Origin of the sequence: Streptomyces sp. NPDC094147 (assembly GCF_044764265.1) — a bacterium.
In the GTDB taxonomy this organism is placed as follows: domain Bacteria; phylum Actinomycetota; class Actinomycetes; order Streptomycetales; family Streptomycetaceae; genus Streptomyces.
Window position 1 is genome coordinate 70,407 of sequence record NZ_JBIWHT010000012.1, and the last position, 16,471, is coordinate 86,877.

At 69.4% G+C, this 16,471-nt stretch carries 14 protein-coding genes and 1 riboswitch; of the genes, 4 read left to right on the forward strand and 10 right to left on the reverse strand.

Annotation, left to right across the window (positions count from 1 at the left end):
- From ACIQ8J_RS19645 to ACIQ8J_RS19685, 9 genes are all read right to left on the reverse strand, one after another.
- Positions 1-1,404, reverse strand: a complete 1,404-nt coding sequence (locus tag ACIQ8J_RS19645; protein ID WP_403272968.1) for a M1 family metallopeptidase — start codon at positions 1,402-1,404, stop codon at positions 1-3.
- 94 nt (positions 1,405-1,498) lie between these two features.
- Positions 1,499-2,872 (reverse strand): ABC transporter ATP-binding protein, encoded by a 1,374-nt coding sequence (locus ACIQ8J_RS19650; protein ID WP_403272967.1) that lies wholly within the window; start codon positions 2,870-2,872, stop codon positions 1,499-1,501.
- Positions 2,869-3,924, reverse strand: coding sequence for an ABC transporter ATP-binding protein (locus tag ACIQ8J_RS19655; protein WP_403273048.1), 1,056 nt, complete (start codon positions 3,922-3,924; stop codon positions 2,869-2,871). The genes ACIQ8J_RS19650 and ACIQ8J_RS19655 overlap by 4 nt, the downstream gene beginning before the upstream one ends.
- A 62-nt stretch (positions 3,925-3,986) precedes the next feature.
- Positions 3,987-4,997 carry an ABC transporter permease gene (locus ACIQ8J_RS19660; RefSeq protein ID WP_403272965.1) on the reverse strand — a complete coding sequence of 337 codons (1,011 nt, stop codon included), beginning with the start codon at positions 4,995-4,997 and terminating at the stop codon, positions 3,987-3,989.
- Between the two features lie 103 nt (positions 4,998-5,100).
- Positions 5,101-6,849: an ABC transporter substrate-binding protein gene (locus tag ACIQ8J_RS19665; RefSeq protein ID WP_403272964.1), complete on the reverse strand. Its 1,749-nt coding sequence runs from the start codon at positions 6,847-6,849 to the stop codon at positions 5,101-5,103.
- A 63-nt stretch (positions 6,850-6,912) separates the two neighbouring features.
- Positions 6,913-7,911: an ABC transporter permease gene (locus ACIQ8J_RS19670; protein ID WP_403272962.1), complete on the reverse strand. Its 999-nt coding sequence runs from the start codon at positions 7,909-7,911 to the stop codon at positions 6,913-6,915.
- A gap of 401 nt (positions 7,912-8,312) precedes the next feature.
- Positions 8,313-9,104 carry an enhanced serine sensitivity protein SseB C-terminal domain-containing protein gene (locus tag ACIQ8J_RS19675; RefSeq protein ID WP_403272961.1) on the reverse strand — a complete coding sequence of 264 codons (792 nt, stop codon included), beginning with the start codon at positions 9,102-9,104 and terminating at the stop codon, positions 8,313-8,315.
- Between the two features lie 167 nt (positions 9,105-9,271).
- Positions 9,272-10,045, reverse strand: coding sequence for an enhanced serine sensitivity protein SseB (locus ACIQ8J_RS19680; RefSeq protein ID WP_403272960.1), 774 nt, complete (start codon positions 10,043-10,045; stop codon positions 9,272-9,274).
- 85 nt (positions 10,046-10,130) lie between these two features.
- Complete coding sequence (locus tag ACIQ8J_RS19685) at positions 10,131-10,787, reverse strand: AAA family ATPase (protein ID WP_403272959.1); 657 nt, start codon at positions 10,785-10,787, stop codon at positions 10,131-10,133.
- 129 nt (positions 10,788-10,916) lie between these two features.
- A riboswitch (glycine riboswitch) is annotated at positions 10,917-11,014 on the forward strand.
- A gap of 153 nt (positions 11,015-11,167) precedes the next feature.
- Between ACIQ8J_RS19685 and gcvT the strand changes: the two genes are divergently transcribed.
- From gcvT to ACIQ8J_RS19705, 4 genes are all read left to right on the forward strand, one after another.
- Positions 11,168-12,283 (forward strand): glycine cleavage system aminomethyltransferase GcvT, encoded by a 1,116-nt coding sequence (gene gcvT, locus ACIQ8J_RS19690; protein WP_403272958.1) that lies wholly within the window; start codon positions 11,168-11,170, stop codon positions 12,281-12,283.
- Positions 12,284-12,383: 100 nt separating this feature from the next.
- Positions 12,384-12,758, forward strand: coding sequence for a glycine cleavage system protein GcvH (gene gcvH / locus ACIQ8J_RS19695; RefSeq protein ID WP_403272956.1), 375 nt, complete (start codon positions 12,384-12,386; stop codon positions 12,756-12,758).
- Between the two features lie 38 nt (positions 12,759-12,796).
- Positions 12,797-14,056 (forward strand): serine hydroxymethyltransferase, encoded by a 1,260-nt coding sequence (gene glyA / locus ACIQ8J_RS19700; protein ID WP_403272955.1) that lies wholly within the window; start codon positions 12,797-12,799, stop codon positions 14,054-14,056.
- A gap of 157 nt (positions 14,057-14,213) precedes the next feature.
- On the forward strand, positions 14,214-15,599 hold the full coding sequence (locus ACIQ8J_RS19705; RefSeq protein WP_403272954.1) for an L-serine ammonia-lyase: 1,386 nt from the start codon (positions 14,214-14,216) through the stop codon (positions 15,597-15,599).
- Between the two features lie 97 nt (positions 15,600-15,696).
- On the opposite strand, the gene ACIQ8J_RS19710 is transcribed toward ACIQ8J_RS19705, so the two are convergent.
- On the reverse strand, positions 15,697-16,389 hold the full coding sequence (locus ACIQ8J_RS19710; RefSeq protein WP_403272953.1) for an NADPH-dependent F420 reductase: 693 nt from the start codon (positions 16,387-16,389) through the stop codon (positions 15,697-15,699).
- Positions 16,390-16,471: the final 82 nt, after the last annotated feature.

Here is a 16,471-nt window from a genome sequence, read left to right on the forward strand (position 1 = left end):
TCAGAGCGCGGGCTTGCCCGTGTCGTAGACCCACTTCTGGAACAGATCGCCGAGCGGCTGGCCCGAGACGTGCTCGGCCAGCCGGACGAAGTCCTCGGTGTCGGCGTTGCCGTACCGGTGCAGCTTGGTCCAGGCCGGGAGCAGTTTGAAGAAGGCCCGGTCGCCGATGCGTTCGCGGAGTGCCTGGAGCATCATGGCGCCGCGCTGGTAGACCGCGGAGGAGAACATCGTGTCGCGCTGCGGGTCGGCCACCTCGATCTTCCAGAAGTCGGAGCCGGCCGGGCGCGCGTTGTAGGCGGCGCGGAAGGAGTCGTGGGCCGTCCCGGTGCCGCGGTGCTCCGCCCACAGCCACTGGGCGTAGGTGGCGAAGCCCTCGTTGAGCCAGATGTCCTTCCACTGGCGGACCGAGACGGAGTCGCCGAACCACTGGTGGGCGAGTTCGTGGACGATGGTCGACTCGGACCGCACCGCCGAATAGCTCGGCTTGGTCTGGGTCTCCAGGGAGAACCCGGCCTCCGGCATGTCGTCGACGACCGCGCCGGTCTCCTCGAAGGGGTACGGGCCGAAGAGCTTGGACCAGTAGTCGGTGGCCTCGGCGGTCACCGCGTACACGTCGACCGTGTTCTGGTGGGCGAGGGCCGGGTCGATGGCGACGTAGATGGGGGTGCCCCCGGGCGTCCGGCCCGTCTTCACGTCGAACTTGCCGATGGTCGCGGTGGCCAGATACGTCGCCATCGGCTTGGTCTCGCGCCAGTGGAAGTACGAACGGCCGCCGCTGTCATGGGAGTCCACGAGTCGGCCGTTGGAGACGCCGGTCAGACCCTTGGGCGCGTCGATGCGGATGTCGTACGTCGCCTTGTCGGAGGGGTGGTCGCTGGACGGGAACCAGGTGGAGGCGGCATTGGGCTCGCAGGCCACGAAGACGCCGTCCTTGGTCTTCATCCAGCCGTAGTCGGAGCCGAAGACGATGGGGCCGTTCAGCGGCTTGGGCACTCCGCCGTAGACGACGGTGACCTCGAACTCCTCGCCCTTGTGAAGCCAGTGGCGCGGGGTGATGACGATCTCGTCGCCGGTTCTGGTGAAGTCGGCGGGGCGGCCGTTCACCCGGATCGAGTCGACGGTGAGCTTCTGGAGGTCGAGGTCGAAGCTGGAGAGGTTCTGGGTGGCGCGGGCGGTCAGGGTGGTGCGCCCGTCCAGGCGCCCGGAATCGGGGTGGTAGCTGACCCCGAGGTCGTAATGGAGGGCGTGGAAGCCGCCGTTGCCCAGATTGGGGAAGTACGGGTCGCCGATGCCGGGGGCGCCCGGTGTGGCGGCGGGCGCGGCGGCGATGGTGAACCCGGCGGCCACCGCGGTGGCGAGGGCGAGCAGCCGGGAGCTGTGACGTGCCGAACGGGAGAGTGCCATGAGTCTGCCCTTCGAACGCGTGCCGTTGTACGGTCACGCAGACTCTGCACTCCCCCGTTTCGACATGGACATGACTTTGCCGAACTGTCATGCCTTACTTGCGGGTTGACTCCTGAGCGGTGTCGTCCGGTCCGGTGTCCCCGTCGCCACCGGCAGTCCCGGAAGGCTCAGACGGCTCGGAAGGCTCAGACGGCTCGGACGACTCAGACGCAGCGCGGGGCTCAGCGGCCCCATCGGCCTCCGCCGCCGCCTCGGCTTCTGCGGCCTCCGTGACCTCTGCGGCCTCGGCCGCATCCGCCACATCCGCCGCATCCGCCGTCTGCCCGGCCTCCGGCTCGCCGATCGTCACGACCTCGATCGACTCCCTCGCCTCCGGCAGGACCGCCTCGCCCGGCGCCTGGTCCGAGCCACGCAGCGGAAGCTGCATATCGGAAACAGACTCCGGGTGGTGGCAGGCCACCCGCTGGCCGGGCTTCAGCTCCACGAGCAGCGGCTCCTGCGCCTTGCAGATCTCCGTCGCCTTCCAGCACCGGGTGTGGAACCGGCAGCCGCTCGGCGGCGAGATCGGCGAGGGGACATCGCCCTTGAGCAGGATGCGGTCGCTCTTGACGCCCTTGCGCTTGGGGTCCGGCACCGGCACCGCCGACATCAGCGCCTTGGTGTACGGGTGCATCGGCGCCGCGTACAGCGACTTGCGGTCGGCCAGCTCCACGATCTTGCCGAGGTACATCACCGCGATCCGGTCGGAGACGTGCCGGATGACCGACAGGTCGTGCGCGATGATCACGTACGTCAGGCCGAGCTCCTCCTGGAGGTCGTCCAGAAGGTTGACCACCTGCGCCTGGATCGACACGTCGAGCGCCGAGACCGGCTCGTCCGCGACGACCAGCTTCGGGTTGAGCGCGAGCGCGCGGGCGATGCCGATGCGCTGGCGCTGGCCGCCGGAGAACTCGTGCGGATAGCGGTTGTAGTGCTCGGGGTTGAGGCCCACGAGCTCCATCAGCCGCTGGACCTCCTTCTTCACCCCGCCCTCGGGCGTGACGTTCTGGAGCCGGAAGGGGGTGGAGACGATCCCGCCGATGGTGTGGCGCGGGTTCAGCGAGCCGTACGGGTCCTGGAAGATCATCTGCACGTCGCGGCGCAGCGGGCGCATCTTCCCCGCCGACATGTGCGTGATGTCGTTCCCCTCGAACTCGACCTTGCCGCCGGTCGGTTCGAGCAGCCGGGTGATCAGCCGGCCCATGGTCGACTTGCCGCAGCCCGACTCGCCCACGACACCGAGGGTCTCGCCCGGCCGCACGTCGAAGCTGATGCCGTCGACGGCCTTGACCGCACCGGTCTGCCGGCCGAACAGCCCCTTCCTGATCGGGAAGTGCTTGACCAGACCGTCGACCTTGAGGAGCGGCTCGGGCGAGGCCTCCGACTGCTTCGGGATCGCTTTCTCAGCGGTGGTCTTCTTCTCGCTCACAGCTTCGGCGCAATCTCTTCGGTCCAGATACGGGTCCGCTCGTCCTGCGACATGTGGCAGGCCGAGAAGTGGCCGGTGTCGCCCTCCCACTCCGCGAGCTCGGGGCGCACGGTGCGGGTGAGGTTGTCCTTCGGGACGTCCGCGTACGGGCAGCGCGGGTTGAAGGCGCAGCCGGACGGGATGTTGATGAGGGACGGCGGCGAACCCTTGACCGGGATCAGACGCTCCGTCTCCTCCCGGTCGATGCGCGGCATCGAGCCCAACAGGCCCCAGGTGTAGGGGTGTTGGGGGGTGGAGAAGACCTTGTCCGCCGGACCCCGCTCGATGCAGCGACCGCCGTACATCACCAGGAGCTTGTCGGCCATCTCGGCGACCACGCCCAGGTCGTGGGTGATCATGATGACGGCGGAGCCGAACTCCTTCTGCAGATCCCGGATCAGGTCGAGGATCTGCGCCTGCACGGTGACGTCCAGGGCGGTGGTCGGCTCGTCCGCGATGAGCAGCTCGGGGTTGTTGACCAGGGCCATCGCGATCATCGCGCGCTGACGCATACCGCCGGAGAACTCGTGCGGGTAGGCGTCGACCCGCTTGCCGGGCTCCGGGATGCCGACCCGGTCGAGCATCTCGATGGCCCGGGTGCGGGCGGCCTTCTTGGTGACGTCGTGGTGGACCCGGTGGGCCTCCACGATCTGCTTGCCGACCGTGTAGTACGGGTGCATCGCGGAGAGCGGGTCCTGGAAGATCATCGCCATCTTCCGGCCGCGCAGCCGGCGGACGTGGTCGTCCTCGGCGCCGATCAGCTCCTCGCCGTCCAGCCAGACCTCGCCGGAGATCTTGACGTTGGAGGCGGTCCGGTGCAGGCCCATGATCCCGAGCGAGGTCACGGACTTGCCGGAGCCGGACTCGCCGACGATGCCGAGCGTCTCACCGGGCTTCACGTCGAAGCTGACGCCGTCGACGGACTTGACCGTGCCGTCGATGGTGTCGAAGTGGATGCGCAGATCCCGTACGGACAGGAAGGTGCCCTCGGGTGCGGCCGGCGGCTGGGCCACCGGCTCGTTCGCAGCCGCCGAACCTACGGTCTGCTCGTCCTGCTCGTCTTTGGATACCTCGCTCACGAGAGCCTCACCCGGGGGTCGATCACGGCGTACACGAGGTCCACCAGAAGATTGCAGAGAACGATGAAGAAGGCGGCGACCAGCGTGACGCCCATGACGATCGGCAGGTCGTTGTCCTTGATGCCCTGGACCGCGTACCGGCCGATGCCCTGGAGGTTGAAGACCGTCTCGGTGATGACCGCGCTGCCGATGAGCAGACCGAAGTCCATGCCGAAGATGGTGACGATCGGGGTGAGCGCGGCACGCAGACCGTGCCTGACGATGACCTTGTTCTCCCGCAGGCCCTTGGCGCGGGCCGTCCGGATGTAGTCCTCGCTCATGGTCTCCAGCATTCCGGCCCGGGTGAGCCGGGCGTAGAGCGCGGAGTACAGGAAGGCCAGGGTGCACCAGGGGATCAGCAGATTCCATGCCCACTGGGCCGGATCGTCCGTGAACGGCACGTAGTCGATGGTCTCCCAGATGGGCCAGTTCACGGTGAAGATGCCCTGGGCGAGCATGCCCGTGAAGAAGATCGGGAGGGAGACACCGGCGAGGGCGATGGTCATGGACAGCCGGTCCAGGACCGAGCCGCGCTTGAGGGCCGAGATCACGCCGGTGGTGACGCCGGTGATCAGCCAGATCACGGCGGCACCGATGGCCAGCGAGAAGCTGATCGGGATGCGCGAGGTGAGCTGCGGCCAGACCTCGACGTGGCTCTTGAAGGAGTAGCCGAAGCACGGAGCGCCGCAGTGGGCGGCGTCCGGGCCGAACTTGTAGTCGGCACCGACGACGATCGCCTTGATGAAGTGCCAGTACTGGACGTACAGGGGCTGGTCGAAGCCGAGGTTCTGCTTGACCGCGGCGATCGACGAGGGGTTGGCATCCTTGCCCACGTACTGAGCGGCCAGCGAGTCCATGGTCTGGCCGGCGAGCCGGGGGACCAGGAAGAAGATCGCGAAGGTGACTGCGCTGACGATCAGCAGCAGTAGCACCGCGCCGAAAACGCGTCGAATGAGGTACGCAGCCACAGCTGTCCGGCGCCGGTGCCCGCCCGGCCGGGGGTCTCCCGTGACCCGGCGGGCACCAGCGCCTTCACCTGCCTTTCGTGTTTCTGGCGGACGGGGTCCGTGCCTACTTGTTGGAACCCATCAGCAGGTAGTCGTACATGCCGAGGTAGGCCTGCGTGATCGTGACGTTCGTCGCCGAGGCAGGGCGGAACAGCAGGTTCTTGCGGTAGATCAGCGGCACGGCGGAGGCGTTCTCGGCGACCATCTTGTCGATGTCGCCCCAGGCCTTCTCACGGGCGTTCTTGTCCGTGTTGCCGATGGCCGTGTTCAGCGCGTTGTTGATCGCCGGGTCGTTCAGCTCCTGGACGTTGTTGCCACCGGACGGCTTGATGGCCGAGCCGTTGACGATCTGGTCCAGGAAGCCGAAGCCGGTCGGCCAGTCGGCGCCCCACGCGGTCATGATCATGCCGAGGTTGTGCTCGTGCACGTAGCTCGGGTTGCCCGCGAAGTTCTGGAAGTACTTGCCGGTCGGGAACTGCTTGATGTCGGCGTTGATGTTGAGCTTCTTCAGCGAGGCCTGCACCGCGGTGGCCATGGCCATCTCGGCGGGACGGTCCGAACGGGCCGTCAGGTTGGTCGAGAAGCCGTTCGGCTGACCGCACTGCTTCAGCTCGTCCTTGGCCTTGGCCTCGTCGCCCTTGTCACCGGGGGTCTCGTACAGGTTGAACTTGCTGTAGCCGTTGACGGTCGGCGGCAGCAGCGTCGTCGCGACGTCACCCTTGGGCGCACCACCCTGGGCGGCCTGCACGGACGCCTTGTCGATGCCCCACTGGACGGCCTTGCGGCAGTGGATGTTGTCGAACGGCTTCACGTTCAGGTTGAGGCCGATGTACGAGGTGGCGCCCGCGTAGGAGTCGTCCGTCTGCTTCTTCAGCTTGGGGTCGGTGAGGACCTTCGGCTGGGTCTGCGGGGCGACACCGGTGCCCGCGGCGTCGGTCGTCAGGTTGTCGGAGAGCAGGTCGTTGTCGACCGAGACCTGGTTGACGCCGAACTTGATCGAGACCTTGTCCGGCAGGGCCGGGCGGACCGAGTCGGTCTTCGGGTCCCACTGGTCGTTGCGGACCAGGGTCGCGCCCTTGCCCTCCTCGTACGACTGGAACTTGTACGGACCGCTGGAGAGGATGTGCTGGACGTAGGTGGCGCCCTTGTCCTTCGACTGCGGCACCGGCGCGGTCTGGGTGAACTGCGCCAGGTAGTCGAAGTCCGCGAAGGCGTCCTTCAGCTTGAAGATGACGGTGGTGTCGTCCGGGGTCTCGATGGAGGAGATCCCGTCCGGGTTCTTGTCCTTGTACGGGCCCTGGTACTTGTCGCCGCCGATGAGGTGGGCCTTGAAGTACGTCGGTCCGTTGGACAGGGCCTCCGGCGCGAAGTTCGACCGCTCGACGGCGTACTTGACGTCCTTCGAGGTGATCGGCGTGCCGTCCTCGTACTTGAGGCCCTTCTTCAGGTGGTACGTCCAGGTCTTCGCACCGTCGCTGGGCGTGCCCAGGGACTCGGCGAGGTCCGGGACGACCTCCAGGCCCGCCTTGCCGGCGGCCGGCTTGAAGGTGGTCAGCGAACGGGCGTACAGACGCGAGAAGTTCTGCACCCAGCCGTAGTACGTGTTGCCGGGGTCCAGGGAGTCAGGAGCGTCCGACAGGGACAGCGAGAGCGTGCCGCCCTTCTTCGTCGACGTGTTCACGACGGAGGTGAGCGCGGCGTCCGCGCTGCCCTTTGCGCCCTTGTCGCTCTTGCCGGACCCACCGCACGCGGACGCGCCGAGCGCCAGCGCAACGGTGGCCGCGATCACTAGGGTCGCTTTTCTTGTCTTCACCTGAGGAATGCCCCCTCTGTGGATGGTGCGGCGGGTGGTGGTGATGTGGCGAGCGCCGCGTGCTTACTTGGTGCGCGGGTCGAGGGCATCACGCAGCCCGTCGCCGAGCAGGTTGAACGCCAGGACCGTGATGAAGATGGCGAGACCCGGCACGATCATGTACTGGGGGTCGGCCTGGTAGATCTCCGTCGCGTTGGAGAGCATGCCGCCCCAGGAAGCCTGCGGCGGGGCGATACCGACGCCGAGGAAGCTGAGCGCCGCCTCGAAGAGGATGTTGGTGGGGATCAGCAGGGTCGAGTAGACCAGGATCGGCGCCAGCAGGTTCGGCAGCAGCTCCCGGAAGAGGATGAACCAGCCGCGCGCACCCAGGCTCCGGGACGCCTCCACGAACTCGCGCTCGCGCAGGCTCAGCGTCTGCGCACGGACGATCCGGCCCATGTACGGCCAGCCGAAGAAGCCGATCACGAAGATCAACACGCTGATGCGCAGCGGCAGTCCGGAGAGGCCGAACGCGCCGTCCTGCAGGGACGCCGAGATGGAGATGGCGAAGAGCAGCAGCGGGAACGCCAGGAAGACGTCCATCGTGCGGCTGATGAGGGAGTCGGCCCAGCCCCCGTAGAAGCCGGCCGTGACACCCATGACCACGCCGATGACGACGGAGAGCAGTGTCGCGCCGCCCGCCACGAGGAGCGAGACCCAGGAGCCCTCGATGATCCGGGTCATGATGTCGCGCCCGTACTGCGGGTCGACACCGAGCGGATGCGCCCAACTCATGCCGCCCCAGCCGCCCTTGGGCGCGAGCAGCGCGGGATCGATCAGATCCTGGTGGAAGGCGTTCGGGTCCAGCCCGAACACCGACTGGATGGGCTTGGCCAGAACTGCGAGGAGGATCAGCAGGATCACTACGACTCCGCCCGCGACGGCCAGCTTGTCGCGCTTGAAGCGTGCCCAGGCGATCTGTCCGAGTGAACGGCCCTCGATCTGGCTCTGCTTGGCCCCCGTGAGTACTGCCTCCGGCTGCGCTTCGGCAGCCGAACCGGTGGTCTCGATCGGTGCGGTCACAGTGCCTCTGACCCCTCCCGGCCGGCGGTGGCCGGCCCGTACGAGCCGCTGTGGCGGCTTGTTTCATCAGTGGTGCGGTGAATCTGCGCAGGGCACGAAAGCCCTGTTCGCTCAACGCGCGAGACCGGGGGCCCGGGGCCGACCAGCCTTATTAGTCGGGGAGTCTTCATCGGCCTCGCGATCACCCGCCAGACCTGACGGCGAATGTATGCGCAAACGTGATGCAGCAAGGAGGGTTCCGTTATCCGGACGCGGGTGAACCAGGGGCGGACACGGGGAAGTTGGGGCGCATGCGACGCCCGGGACTATTGCGGCCTTCGCCCCACCAGAACGGACATTCCCCTTGTACGCAGGGGAAGTTGATGGGGTCTGTACCGGTTCGGCAGCTGAGCCGGGTGGCCTCAGTACGGGCGCGGCGCGGCCGGCGGGTAGCCGTAGCCGGGTGCCGGAGCGGCCGGGGCGGCGTGCGCCTCGCGGTCGTAGAAGGGGCGGGCAGTGGCTTTCAGCCACATGCCGACCGGGTCGTACTCGTCGGACATCGCGACCGTGGAGACCGCGAGCCCCTCGGGCACCGCGGCGACGGACTGCTGCATCATCGTGCGCACCGCCTCGACGGACTGCGGGCCCGTGTCGTAGAGGTCGAGGCCGATGGCGAGATAGGGGGTGCCGAGCGCGGGCTGCACCCAGGCGCGGCGCAGCGAACGCACGGCGGGGGTGCGGTGCGCGTGCTGGGTGAGCAGCGCGTAGAACTGCGGGATCTCGACGGCCGGTTCGGAGAGCCTCAGCGGTCCGGCGGGCATCCGGTCCAGGCCGGTGGCGATCCGCCGCAGATCCGTCCAGGGGATGCCGACCCCGCCGCCGGGGGCGTGCGGATTGAGCCAGATCCCGTAGCGGTCGGGGTAGAGGGAGCGGGCGACGTCGAGCGCGCCGACCACGTCGTGGGCCCGGTTCCAGCCGCTGGCGGCGAGCTCCTGGGCGGAGGTCACACAGGGCGCGTACGCGACGCCGTCGACCTCCATGTTTCCGTACTGGGCGTCCGGCGAGCCCGGCCGGCCGTTCCACAGCAGCATCCAGAGCCGGCCGGAGTCCGCCAGGGCGTGCAGCAGGCCCTCGTACGCGTCGTAGCGTCCGGGCGTCACCTGGCGCAGCATGTGCTCGACCTGCCCGGCCGCCGCGGTGCCTGACGCGCTCACCCTGGGTCCCGCCCCTCTTAGATCCACCGTGCCGACGCCTGCGCCGCCCCGCCACCCCGCGCACACGCGTGCGGCCGCAGGGTTGCAAGGGTCATGAAACCAGGTTAAGCCGCCGTGCAGACACCGCCATCGCCCGGCGATGACCTGGGCGGCACACCCGGTACGGGCTACTGGGCCCGCGCGTAAAAGGGGCGCACCCGCTCGCGCATCCATTCGGCGACCGGATCCTGTGTCACGTCAAGCAGGACCAGGTTGACCGGCCAGCCCACCGGGACCCGGCCGAGCGCCCGGCCGAGCGCCTCCATGGGGGCGTTGCGGCCGGCCCCGTCCCAGGTGGCGAACTCCACGCCGACGAAGAGCGTGGGCGCCTCGCCCTCGATGGAGGCGAGCGCGCGGCGGGCGGTGCGCACCACCCCGGTCGCCTCGAACTCGTCGGCGGCGGCGGTCAGGAAGTCCACCGGGTCCTCCTGCCAGTCGGGCTCGAAGAGGCGTACCCGGGCTCCGGACGCGGGTCCGTCGAGCGCGGTACGCCCGGTACGGCACAGCTCGGCCACGGCGGCCGGCGGCAGCGGCATCCCGACGGCGCCCTGGGGGTTGACCGCGATGCCGAGCTGCGGCGGAAGACCGCGGGCGAACTCGACGGCGGGCGCCACCGCGAACGGGATGTGGGAGCCGACGCACTGGAGGAACTGCTGCTCGGAGCTGTAGACGGGGACGTAGGGGGCGCCGCCGAGCTCCATGGTGGGCAGGTCGAGATCGGCGCTGTCCTGGCTGCCGCCGTTGGGCAGCGGTACCCAGACCACGCTGCGGCCGAGCACCTCTATCAGCCGGGGGCCCGCGTTCGGTTGGCCGAGGGCCGCGGCCAGCGTCTCTTCGAGTTCGTTGCCCGGCCAGCCCCCGCCGCCGTGCGGATGCGCGAACGCCTGCTCCGGAAAGTTCATGTGCCGTCCTTCTCCCCCGACTGCCTGCCGGCCCTCCACGGCCGTGCCCCAAAACCCTAGCGCCGCGACGGCCGGGTCCGCGTCGCTACTCGGCGAAGCCGATCCGCCGCACCACCGAGGCCGAATCCCGGTCGAGCACCACCGCCGTCGCGCAGCCGGTCGGCAGCCGCCCGGACTCCACCTGGGAGATCAGCCGGCGGGCCGCCCCGCGATGCCGGGCGAAGGCGTACCGCGAGACCCAGCGGCCCCGGCTGGCCTGGCCCTCCAGGGCCGTGCCGGGCGGCACGTCGAGGACGATCAGCCGCAGCGCGCGTCCCCTGCGCCGCGCCCCGCGGCCCAGCCAGTGCCGCACCCAGGCCTGCGTTCCGCAGTCGTGCACGACGATGCTCTCGCCGGACCGCAGCGCCCACCAGGTCCTGACGAAGTGCGCGGTCCTGGTCAGCGGACGGTAGAGCGCGTACGGGATTCCCGGCAGCCGGCGCTGCCAGGCGAGCCGGGTGTCCTGCGAGTCGATGCGGCGGTCCTTGACGGTTCTGCGCATCAGCGTCGTCTTGCCGCTGCCGGGCAGCCCGGAGACGACGACCACGTCGCCCGCGGCGAAGAGCAGTTCCGGCGGGGTGCGCTCGGGCCTGCCGCGCAGATCCCGCACCGCCCCGCCCGGCACCGGCCGCGCGCCCCGCGCCGCCGCACGGTCCGGCGCGTACGCCTCCCGTACCTGAGCCGTGTCCCGTCCAACCGTCATGGCACTCCCCCCTGTTCGGGTCCCGCGACCCCTCCCCACGAAGTGTAAAGAGACGGTAATAGGGCTCAAGCGATTTGCCGCTTCCGGGATGCGTGCAATGATGTGCGCGCCAACTGCATACCGGCCGTTCGAATCCGCGCGGGAGAGTTCCCAGCAGCTGTGAGCTGGGGCGCCGAAGGAGCAAGTTCCTCCCTTGAATCTCTCAGGCCCCGTACCGCGCGGACGAGGCAGATCTGAAAAGCGGGCCGTCTCCTTGCGGGCGGTCCCACCCAAGGTGCAAGCCGTGCCGCGCCCAGCGCGCCGGTGAACCTCTCAGGTTCCGATGACAGATGGGGAGGATGTCCTCGACCGTCATGCCCCGGGACCTTGGAGCAACATCCATGAGCAACGCCCCCCGCCTCACCGCCCTCGATGCCCTGCATCGATCGCTGGGCGCCACCATGACCGACTTCGCGGGCTGGGACATGCCGCTGCGGTACGGGAGCGAGCGCGACGAGCACAACGCCGTGCGCACCCGCGCCGGCCTCTTCGACCTGTCCCACATGGGCGAGATCACGGTGACCGGTCCGCAGGCGTGCGCGCTGCTCGACTTCGCCCTGGTCGGCAACATCGGCACGGTCGGCCTCGGCCGCGCCCGGTACACGATGATCTGCCAGGAGGACGGCGGGATCGTCGACGACCTGATCGTCTACCGCCTGGGCGAGACCGAGTACATGGTGGTCGCCAACGCGGGCAACGCGCAGATCGTGCTCGACGCGATCACCGAGCGCGCCGCCGGCTTCGACGCCGAGGTCCGCGACGACCGCGACGCGTACGCGCTGATCGCCGTGCAGGGCCCCGAGTCCCCCGGCATCCTGAAGTCCGTCACCGACGCCGACCTCGACGGGCTGAAGTACTACGCCGGTCTGCCCGGCACCGTCGCCAGCGTCCCCGCCCTGATCGCCCGCACCGGCTACACCGGCGAGGACGGCTTCGAGCTGTTCGTCGCCCCCGAGCACGCCGAGCAGCTGTGGCGCGCCCTGACCGAGGCGGGCAAGGACGCGGGCCTGGTGCCGTGCGGCCTGTCCTGCCGCGACACGCTGCGCCTGGAGGCCGGCATGCCGCTGTACGGGCACGAGCTGACCACCGCGCTCACTCCCTTCGACGCCGGTCTCGGCCGGGTCGTGAAGTTCGAGAAGGAGGGCGACTTCGTGGGCCGCAGGGCTCTGGAGGCCGCCGCCGAGAAGGCCGCCGCGAACCCGCCGCGCAAGCTGGTCGGGCTGATCGCCGAGGGCCGCCGGGTGCCGCGCGCCGGGTTCGCTGTTGTTGCCGACGGCCAAGTGATCGGCGAGGTCACCTCCGGCTCCCCGTCGCCGACGCTGGGCAGGCCGATCGCCATCGCCTACGTGGACGCAGCACACGCCACGCCCGGCACCGCCGGCGTCGGCATCGACATCCGCGGAACGCACGAGCCGTACGAGGTCGTCGCGCTCCCCTTCTACAAGCGCCAGAAGTGACCCTCGGGTCCCATCGGCGCAACCCTTCTCGTCCCGGCGTCCGGGACGCTCCCCCCTCCCCCGTCACCAGCACTCCCCCGCGTACAGGAGAATTCAGCTCATGAGCAACCCGCAGCAGCTGCGCTACAGCAAGGAGCACGAGTGGCTGTCGGCCGCCGAGGACGGCGTGTCGACGGTCGGCATCACGGAGCACGCGGCCAACGCGCTCGGTGACGTCGTGTACGTACAGCTTCCGGAGGTCGGTGACACGGTGACCGCGGGCGAGACCTGCGGCGAACTGGAGTCCACCAAGTCGGTCAGCGATCTGTACTCCCCGGTCACCGGCGAGGTCGTCGCCGCCAACCAGGACGTCGTGGACGACCCGGCCCTGGTCAACTCGGCCCCGTTCGAGGGCGGTTGGCTGTTCAAGGTGCGCGTCGCCGAGGAGCCGGGCGACCTGCTCTCCGCCGACGAGTACACCGACTTCGCCGGCTGACCCGGACCACAGGGATACAGGGAAACAGGGATCGTCTGATGTCGCTTCTGAACCAGCCCCTCCACGAGCTGGACCCGGACGTCGCCGCCGCCGTCGACGCCGAGCTCCACCGTCAGCAGTCCACCCTCGAAATGATCGCCTCGGAGAACTTCGCTCCGGTCGCGGTCATGGAGGCCCAGGGCTCGGTCCTCACCAACAAGTACGCCGAGGGCTACCCGGGCCGCCGCTACTACGGCGGCTGCGAGCACGTCGACGTGGTCGAGCAGATCGCCATCGACCGCATCAAGGCGCTCTTCGGCGCCGAGGCCGCCAACGTCCAGCCGCACTCGGGCGCGCAGGCCAACGCGGCCGCGATGTTCGCGCTGCTCAAGCCGGGCGACACGATCATGGGTCTCAACCTGGCCCACGGCGGCCACCTGACCCACGGCATGAAGATCAACTTCTCCGGCAAGCTCTACAACGTGGTCCCGTACCACGTGGACGAGACCGGAGAGGTCGACATGGCCGAGGTCGAGCGCCTCGCCAAGGAGTCCAAGCCGCAGCTGATCGTGGCGGGCTGGTCCGCCTACCCGCGCCAGCTGGACTTCGCCGCCTTCCGCCGGATCGCGGACGAGGTCGGCGCGTACCTGATGGTCGACATGGCCCACTTCGCGGGCCTGGTCGCCGCGGGTCTGCACCCCAACCCGGTGCCGCACGCCCACGTCGTGACCACCACCACGCACAAGACCCTCGGCGGTCCGCGCGGCGGTGTCATCCTGTCGACGCAGGAGCTCGCCAAGAAGATCAACTCCGCGGTCTTCCCGGGCCAGCAGGGCGGTCCCCTTGAGCACGTGATCGCGGCCAAGGCGGTGTCCTTCAAGGTCGCCGCGTCCGAGGAGTTCAAGGAGCGCCAGCAGCGCACCCTGGACGGCGCCCGGATCCTGGCCGAGCGGCTGGTCCAGGACGACGTCACCGAGGTCGGCGTCTCCGTGCTGACCGGCGGCACCGATGTGCACCTGGTCCTGGTGGACCTGCGCAACTCGGAGCTCGACGGCCAGCAGGCCGAGGACCGGCTCCACGAGATCGGTATCACGGTCAACCGAAACGCCATCCCGAACGACCCGCGGCCGCCGATGGTCACCTCGGGTCTGCGGATCGGCACCCCGGCGCTCGCCACCCGCGGCTTCGGCGCCGACGACTTCCGCGAGGTCGCCGACATCATCGCCGAGGCCCTCAAGCCGGAGTTCGACAAGGCCGCGCTGTCGGCCCGGGTGTCCGCTCTGGCGGACAAGCACCCGCTGTACCCCGGCCTGAAGTAATTTCGTACGCTTTCGTTCTCGGGTTCATTCCGGACGAAGCCCCGGGGCACCGCGCACACTGGAAGTGTGCGCGGTGCCCCATCCCATGCTGTGCCAGCTTTGCTCTGCACCACCTCGGCAGACAACGGCGTCTACCAACCCCCACAAGGAGTCTCCCGTGGCCATCTCGGTCTTCGACCTGTTCTCGATCGGCATCGGCCCGTCCAGCTCCCACACTGTCGGTCCGATGCGCGCGGCCCGGATGTTCGCCGCGCGCCTGAAGAACGAGGGCCTCATCGCCCACACCACCCGGATACGGGCCGAGCTGTACGGCTCGCTCGGCGCGACCGGGCACGGCCACGGCACGCCGAAGGCGGTGCTGCTCGGCCTGGAGGGCAACTCGCCGCGCACCGTCGACGTCGAGACCGCCGACGAGCAGGTGGAGCGGATCAAGGACTCCGGGCGGCTCAACGTCCTCGGCATGCACGAGATCGCCTTCGACTACGACGAGGACCTGGTCCTGCACCGCCGCAAGGCGCTGCCGTACCACGCCAACGGCATGACGGTCTTCGCGTACGACGTCGACGGCGCGCTGGTCCTTGAGAAGACGTACTACTCGGTGGGCGGCGGCTTCGTCGTCGACGAGACCGTGCTTTCTCAAGAGGGGGTCGCGGGCGAGAACCCGATCGTGCCCGACGACACCGCCCTCAAGTACCCCTTCCGCACCGGTGACGAGCTGCTGCGGCTCGCTTCGGACACCGGGCTGTCGATCTCCGCGCTGATGCTGGAGAACGAGAAGGCCTGGCGCACCGAGGAGGAGATCCGCTCCGGTCTGCTCGACATCTGGCGGGTCATGCAGGCGTGCGTGTCGCGCGGCATGTCGCGCGAGGGCATCCTGCCCGGCGGCCTCAAGGTCCGCCGCCGCGCCGCGACCACCGCCCGCCAGCTGCGCGCCGAGGGCAACCCCGAGGCGCACGCCATGGAGTGGTCGACGCTGTACGCGATGGCCGTCAACGAGGAGAACGCGGCGGGCGGCCGGGTCGTGACCGCCCCCACCAACGGCGCCGCGGGCATCATCCCGGCCGTGTTGCACTACTACATGAACTTCGTGCCCGGCGCCGATGAGGAGGGCATCGTCCGCTTCCTGCTCGCGGCCGGTGCGATCGGCATGCTGTTCAAGGAGAACGCCTCGATCTCCGGCGCCGAGGTCGGCTGCCAGGGCGAGGTCGGCTCCGCCTGCTCGATGGCGGCGGGCGCGCTCGCCGAGGTGCTCGGCGGCACCCCCGAGCAGGTCGAGAACGCCGCCGAGATCGGCATGGAGCACAACCTGGGTCTGACCTGCGACCCGGTCGGCGGCCTGGTCCAGATCCCCTGCATCGAGCGCAACGGCATGGCCGCCGTGAAGGCCGTCACCGCCGCCAAGATGGCGATGCGCGGCGACGGCAGCCACAAGGTGTCCCTGGACAAGGTCATCAAGACGATGAAGGAGACGGGGGCCGACATGAGCGTCAAGTACAAGGAGACGGCCCGCGGCGGCCTCGCCGTCAACATCATCGAGTGCTGAGCGCTCCGCGGGAAGCGGTGTTCGTCGGCTCCGCCGCGATGTGACAGCCCCGCGCCCCTTCAGGGCGCGGTGGCGTGCCGGATTTCCGCGAGACCGCTCAGAAGCTGTGCGCGGCGGGGCGCTCCTTGGGCGCCGCCGCCAGCGCCTCGGTCACCTCCGCGACGCCGCCCCGCAGCCCGTAGACGGGGGTGGCGGGCTGCTGGCGCCAGGAGTCGTCGATGCCGCCGGCGTCGACGGTGTCGAAGCCCAGCTCGTCGATGAGCTCGCGGACCAGTCGCTTGGCGGCCTCGTCGTCGCCGGCCACCGGCAGCGCGATCCGTTCGGGGTCGCCCTGCGGGCGCGGCCGCTCAAGGAGGTCCTGCGCGTACGTACCGTTGAAGGCCTTGATCACCGGGTGGCCGATGTGCTGCTCGGTCCAGCGGCTCTCGGTGAGCCCCTCCTCGATCGCGGCGATCCTGCCGTCGCGCTCCTTGGGGTAGTAGTTCCCCGTGTCGATGACGACGAAGCCGTCGGCCGCGCCGTCGAGGAACCCCTTGGGCAGGTCGGGGACGCGCTTGAGCGGGATGGTGACCACGACGATCCGGGCGCCGTCGGCCGCCTCGGCGACGGTGACCGGCGTGGCGCCGGTCTCCTCGGCCAGGGCGGTCAGGGTGTGCGGGCCGCGGGAGTTGGCGACGGACACCTGGTGGCCGAGCGCGGTGAGGCGGCGGGTGAGGTTGCCGCCGATGTTGCCCGCGCCGATGATGCCGATCTTCATGAAACTGGCCTTCCGGAGATGGTGCGTTGGCAAGTTCCAGCAACCGGCGGGGCCGCCGTCCTATTCCGGTCCGGCACCGGTGGCGTGCCGCATCAGCGGGAGTACGCCACCGGTA

Bases quoted from the DNA above. Each gene is read 5' to 3' on its own strand.
- ACIQ8J_RS19685 (WP_403272959.1), bottom strand. From the start codon at position 10,787: ATGACGGTTGGACGGGACACGGCTCAGGTACGGGAGGCGTACGCGCCG.
- ACIQ8J_RS19645 (WP_403272968.1), bottom strand. From the start codon at position 1,404: ATGGCACTCTCCCGTTCGGCACGTCACAGCTCCCGGCTGCTCGCCCTC.
- gcvT (WP_403272958.1), top strand. From the start codon at position 11,168: ATGAGCAACGCCCCCCGCCTCACCGCCCTCGATGCCCTGCATCGATCG.
- ACIQ8J_RS19680 (WP_403272960.1), bottom strand. From the start codon at position 10,045: ATGAACTTTCCGGAGCAGGCGTTCGCGCATCCGCACGGCGGCGGGGGC.
- gcvH (WP_403272956.1), top strand. From the start codon at position 12,384: ATGAGCAACCCGCAGCAGCTGCGCTACAGCAAGGAGCACGAGTGGCTG.
- glyA (WP_403272955.1), top strand. From the start codon at position 12,797: ATGTCGCTTCTGAACCAGCCCCTCCACGAGCTGGACCCGGACGTCGCC.